We start from the raw sequence: 4,715 nt of genomic DNA, 5'->3' as shown, positions 1-4,715 counted from the left end.
TCTTTCAGAACGCGCTCACGCAGATCGTCGCTGGAGGGGTGTCCCATTGTCCACCTTTCCGTAGAAGATAGAACGGGAATCAAAAATACTCGCCCGTCTCAACGCAGGCCGGTTGCGAGGACTGTTCCCCACCCAGCTCCCGGATCGGTCGCTGATGGAACGATGTCCAATCGGATACCGATCGGACGTTTACAACAAGCCGCCGGACTGCTCATCGGCCGGCGGAGCGCGATAGGTGAAGATCGTCGCTTCATCGTCGCTACACATCGAAGCAACTGAAGAAAGCTGGTGCGGGCGGTCGGGGTCGAACCGACACTCCTTTCGGAACCGGATTTTGAGTCCGGCGCGTCTACCAATTCCACCACGCCCGCAAGCCGTTTCCGCGCCGGGGCGGAGACACGGCGCATTACATGCCACAGGGGGGACGGATCGTCCAGATGGGCATGGCTACCGTGCGCGCGCGATCCCGTGCTAGAGGCGGCCGTCCGTTCTCGGGAGCGCCCGCCCATGTCCCTGTCCGATCGCCTTCAGCGCCGCACGGCGGCCACCCGCCAGACGCTCGCCGCAGCGCTTCTTCTTGTCGGCACGACGGTCACGGTCGGGTCGGCGCTCCTTCTGCAGCATGTCGGCGGCTACATTCCCTGCGCCCTGTGCCTGGAGCAGCGCACGCCCTATTACCTCGCCATTCCCGTGGCGCTGGTGGCGCTTCTCGGCTCGATCGCGGGCGTGCGCCCGGCCTCGACGCGCATCCTGCTCGTGATCGTCGCGATCCTGATGGCCTGGGCGATGGGTCTCGGCGTCTATCATGCCGGGGTCGAGTGGCGTTGGTGGGCGGGGCCGGCGGACTGCGCGGCCGCTGCGCCCGTGGACCTCACGGGCGACCTCCTGTCCACGCTCGACAGCGTGCATCCGCCGTCCTGCACGGACGCGGCGCTGCGCGTCTTCGGCCTCTCGCTCGCCGGCTGGAACGCGGTGGCGGCGACGATCCTCCTCCTGATCGCCCTTCGCGGCGCCTTCGCCCGGCCGAGCCGCTTCGGCTGAGCTTCGCCGCAGCGGCTCGGGGCGGCTACTCCGCTTCCAGCTCCGAGTCCCAGTAGAGATAGTCCAGCCAGCTCTCATGGAGGAAGTTGGGCGGGAAGAGCCGGCCGTTGTTGTGCAGGTCGTGCACCGTCGGCTGGTAGGGCGTCTGGTGCGGATGCATCCCGGCATCCTTGGGCATCAGGCCGCCCTTCTTCAGGTTGCAGGGCGAGCAGGCCGCGACCACGTTCTCCCAGGTCGTCAGACCGCCGCGCGAGCGCGGGATGACGTGGTCGAAGGTCAGCTCGTGCGGCGAGCCGCAGTACTGGCATTGGAAGCGGTCGCGCAGGAAGACGTTGAAGCGCGTGAAGGCGGGATGGCGCGCCGGCTTCACGTAGGTCTTGAGGCAGACCACCGAGGGCAGGCGCATGGAGAAGGTCGGGCTGTGGACGGCCCGGTCGTATTCGGCCAGGATCGTCACCCGATCCAGGAACACGGCCTTGATGGCGTCCTGCCAGGACCAGAGCGAGAGGGGGTAGTAGCTCAAGGGACGGTAGTCCGCGTTGAGCACGAGGGCGGGGGACAGGTTGGGCTGCACTGCGATCGTCAAGGATGGTCTCCTTTGCACGATGCGGTGGTCTCGCGAAGCTCAGTCCGGTCCTCGCGAAACCGTCTGCTCATGCCATTTCGATGCTGCTGCAAGTATCGTGGCCCAACATGTCGCCTTTGTGAAGCGTTTCAAAGGCCTTAGCGACCCTGTTGCACAGGGGCTGCGATCACCGCGTCGCGCCGGGTGAGCGCGGCGTAGTAGGCCCAGAACAGGCGAGCCGCCACCGCGCGCGCCGGTCGCCAGCGCTCCGACAGCGCCAGGAGCGGCTTTTCGCGCAGGCGCGATTCGTGGCCGAGCGCCTCGGCGACGGCCACCTGAAGCGCGAGATCCCCGGCCGGAAACACGTCGCGATGGCCGAGCGAGAAGAGGAGATAGCTTTCCGCCGTCCAGCGACCGATGCCCCGCGCCGCCGTCATCTCGGCCACGGCCGCCTCCGCCGGGCTCCCGCTGATTCGATGGAAGTCGAGGCGGCCCCCCACAATCGCCTCCGCGATCGCCAGCATCGTTCGGTGCTTGGCCACCGACAGGCCGGCGCGGCGGAAGGCCAGCTCGTCGGCCCGCAGGATGGAGGCGGGGTCGTCGAGATCCACCTCGCGCTCGAAGCGCGCGAAGATCGCGGCGGCGCTCGCCCGCGAGACCTGCTGGCCGATGACCGTGGCGGCAAACCCTCTCAGGCCCGTGGGCATGGCGCGAAGCGGCAGCGGGCCGGCGCGCCGGGCAACGGGCTCCAGTTGCGGGTCGGCCGCCACCAGCGCGGCGAGGGCTTGGTCGAGGTCGTCTTGCGTGCGGATCATGTCGCTGAGATAGGATCGCGCCCATGCCAACGGAACCCGATTTCGCCGGGGCGCGTCACGTCTTCCGATTCGCGCCGAGCCCGAACGGGAGGCTCCATCTCGGCCACGCCCTCAGCGCGCTCCTCAACGCCGACCTCGCCAAGGCGAGCGGCGGCCGCCTTCTCCTGCGGCTCGAGGATATCGACACGGCGCGCTGCACGCCCGCGCTGGTCGAGACGATGCTGGAGGACCTTGCCTGGCTCGGGATCCCCTTCGAGGCGCCGGTGCGCCTCCAGAGCCGGCACATGGGAGACTACGAGCGGGCGCTGGAGGCGCTGCGGGGGGCGGGGCTGGTTTATCCCGCCTTCGGCACGCGCGGCGAGACGCGGCGCATCGCATCGCTCTTCCAGGAGCGCGAGGGCCGCCCGTGGCCCCGCGATCCCGACGGCGCTCTTCTCTATCCGGGGCTCGACAAGGACCTCGCCCCAGCCGAGCGCGAGCGGCGGATCGCCTCCGGCGAGCCCCACGCCTGGCGGCTCGACATGGCGGCGGCGCTGGGGCGCGTGAGCGAACCGCTTGCGTTCGAGGAATGGGGGCAGGGGGCGCCCGTCCCCGTTCCGGCCGAGCCGTCGCTCTGGGGCGACGTCGTTCTGGCGCGCGCCGACACGCCGACGAGCTACCATCTCGCGGTCACTCTCGACGACGCGCTGCAGGGCGTCACCGATGTCGTGCGCGGTGCCGACCTTCTGCCGTCCACCTCGGTGCATCGCCTTCTGCAGGCGCTGCTCGGCCTGCCCGTGCCGCGCTATCGCCATCACCGCCTGATCCTGGCGGACGACGGGCTGAAGCTTTCAAAGAGCCGGGGCGATACGGCGCTTGCCGAGTTGCGGGTCGCCGGTCGCTCGCCCGCCGACATCCGCCGCATGGTCGGATTGTCAGGTCATGGCGAGGAGCCATAGGCTCAGCGTCGCAGCCGAGCCGACCGTCGAGAAGAGGATGGTGGAGGCGGCAAGCGATTCGCCGGTCCGGAAGAAGCGGGCGAACAGATAGGCGTTGACGCCCACCGGGCTCGCCGCCGCGATCACCGCGACGGAAAGCCAGAGCGGCGGCAGGAGCGCCGAACCGACCAGCAGCACGATCAGCGGCTGGAGCGCGAGCGTCAGCGCCGTGACCGTGAGCGGCGCGGCGAGCGCGCCCCGGATCCGGTAGCGCGGCAGGGACAGGCCGAGCGCGACGAGGGCGAGCGGCCCGGCGGTCTGGGACAGGAGGCGCGTCACCTCGTCGATCGGGCCGGCCAGTTGCCAGCCGGTCAGCCGCCACAGGAAGCCCAGCGCGATGCAGACCGCGAGCGGACTGCGCGACAGGTTGCGCCCGACCTGCGCCAGCGCCCGGGCAACCGAGGCCTTGGCCGTGCCGTCGCCCGAGCCGCGTGCGTCCAGCGCGGCCGCCCGCTCCAGAAGCAGCGTCGAGGCGGCCATCATGGTCGGCATGTGGACGGCGAGGATCAGCGACAGGACGTTCAGCCCCTCGTGCCCGAAGGCGCGCTCGACGATCGGGATGCCGACGAAGAGAAGGTTCGAGAAGCTGGCCGAGACGCCCGCGATCACCTGTCCGCGCCGGTCGAGCCCCGCGATGCGCGCGCCGACGAGAATGCCCAGCGCGTAGAGCGGGGCGACGCCCGCAAAGTAGCTCGCCCAGAGCCAGACCGGGCTGGTGTCGCCGAACTCGGCGGTCGCCACGGTGCGGAACAGCAGCACCGGCACCGCCACCAGGAAGACGAAGCGCGTCAGGGCGTCGCCGGTGGTTTCCGGCATCAGGCGCAGCTTGCCGATCGCGGTGCCCAGCGCGATCAGGAGAAAGATCGGCGCGACGATCGACAGGACGAGACTCATCGGACGCGGCACACCCTTCCTGCGGTCGCAAGCGGTTCTGCCTAGCCGCTTCGCGCCCGCGTGGCGACCCGCCCCCTGCTTGTGGCGGGCGGGGCGGGCCTGCTAACGCAGCCCATCGCCGCGTCGGGCCGAACGGGTCCCGAATATCCTGATGCGAAAGAACCGCATGGCCCGCCTCCTGCCGCTCGCCCCCGCCCTGTTCGTCCTTCTCTGGGCGACCGGCTTCGTGGGCGCGCGCTACGCCATGCCGCATGCCGAGCCGTTCACCTTCCTGGCGATGCGCTACGCGCTGGCGCTGATCGTTTTGGCGCCGCTGGCCATCGGCCCGTTCCGCCGCGATCCCCCGCCTCCCCGCAGCCTTCTCCACGCCGCGTTTGCGGGGAGCCTGATCCACGGCGTCTATCTCGGCGGGGTGTTCTATGC

6 protein-coding genes and 1 tRNA gene are annotated in these 4,715 nt (G+C 69.8%); 3 read left to right on the top strand and 4 right to left on the bottom strand.

Annotated elements, in window-relative coordinates; translation table 11 throughout:
- Positions 1-286: 286 nt before the first annotated feature.
- A tRNA-Leu gene (locus AUL35_RS16465) sits at positions 287-371 on the bottom strand.
- Positions 372-507: 136 nt separating this feature from the next.
- Here AUL35_RS16465 and AUL35_RS16460 point away from each other — a divergent pair.
- Positions 508-1,041 carry a disulfide bond formation protein B gene (locus AUL35_RS16460; protein WP_062016691.1) on the top strand — a complete coding sequence of 178 codons (534 nt, stop codon included), beginning with the start codon at positions 508-510 and terminating at the stop codon, positions 1,039-1,041.
- A gap of 25 nt (positions 1,042-1,066) precedes the next feature.
- On the opposite strand, the gene AUL35_RS16455 is transcribed toward AUL35_RS16460, so the two are convergent.
- Both AUL35_RS16455 and AUL35_RS16450 read right to left on the bottom strand, forming a co-directional pair.
- On the bottom strand, positions 1,067-1,627 hold the full coding sequence (locus tag AUL35_RS16455; RefSeq protein ID WP_062016689.1) for an HNH endonuclease: 561 nt from the start codon (positions 1,625-1,627) through the stop codon (positions 1,067-1,069).
- 137 nt (positions 1,628-1,764) lie between these two features.
- On the bottom strand, positions 1,765-2,421 hold the full coding sequence (locus tag AUL35_RS16450; RefSeq protein WP_062016688.1) for a DNA-3-methyladenine glycosylase: 657 nt from the start codon (positions 2,419-2,421) through the stop codon (positions 1,765-1,767).
- A gap of 23 nt (positions 2,422-2,444) precedes the next feature.
- Between AUL35_RS16450 and gluQRS the strand changes: the two genes are divergently transcribed.
- Positions 2,445-3,359 carry a tRNA glutamyl-Q(34) synthetase GluQRS gene (gluQRS, locus tag AUL35_RS16445; protein ID WP_062016686.1) on the top strand — a complete coding sequence of 305 codons (915 nt, stop codon included), beginning with the start codon at positions 2,445-2,447 and terminating at the stop codon, positions 3,357-3,359.
- Here gluQRS and AUL35_RS16440 read toward each other — a convergent pair.
- Positions 3,336-4,292: an AEC family transporter gene (locus tag AUL35_RS16440; RefSeq protein WP_062016684.1), complete on the bottom strand. Its 957-nt coding sequence runs from the start codon at positions 4,290-4,292 to the stop codon at positions 3,336-3,338. The genes gluQRS and AUL35_RS16440 overlap by 24 nt on opposite strands.
- Positions 4,293-4,458: 166 nt before the next feature.
- Between AUL35_RS16440 and AUL35_RS16435 the strand changes: the two genes are divergently transcribed.
- On the top strand, positions 4,459-4,715 hold a 257-nt coding region (locus AUL35_RS16435), incomplete at its 3' end, for an EamA family transporter (RefSeq protein ID WP_156418041.1).

The organism is Aureimonas sp. AU4 (assembly GCF_001463765.1).
In the GTDB taxonomy this organism is placed as follows: domain Bacteria; phylum Pseudomonadota; class Alphaproteobacteria; order Rhizobiales; family Rhizobiaceae; genus Aureimonas.
This window is presented reverse-complemented; position numbering and strand designations above follow the sequence as displayed.

What these genes read in the sequence shown, in the direction of transcription:
- AUL35_RS16460 (WP_062016691.1), top strand. Translation starts at nt 508, where the DNA reads ATGTCCCTGTCCGATCGCCTTCAGCGCCGCACGGCGGCCACCCGCCAG.
- AUL35_RS16450 (WP_062016688.1), bottom strand. Translation starts at nt 2,421, where the DNA reads ATGATCCGCACGCAAGACGACCTCGACCAAGCCCTCGCCGCGCTGGTG.
- gluQRS (WP_062016686.1), top strand. Translation starts at nt 2,445, where the DNA reads ATGCCAACGGAACCCGATTTCGCCGGGGCGCGTCACGTCTTCCGATTC.
- AUL35_RS16440 (WP_062016684.1), bottom strand. Translation starts at nt 4,292, where the DNA reads ATGAGTCTCGTCCTGTCGATCGTCGCGCCGATCTTTCTCCTGATCGCG.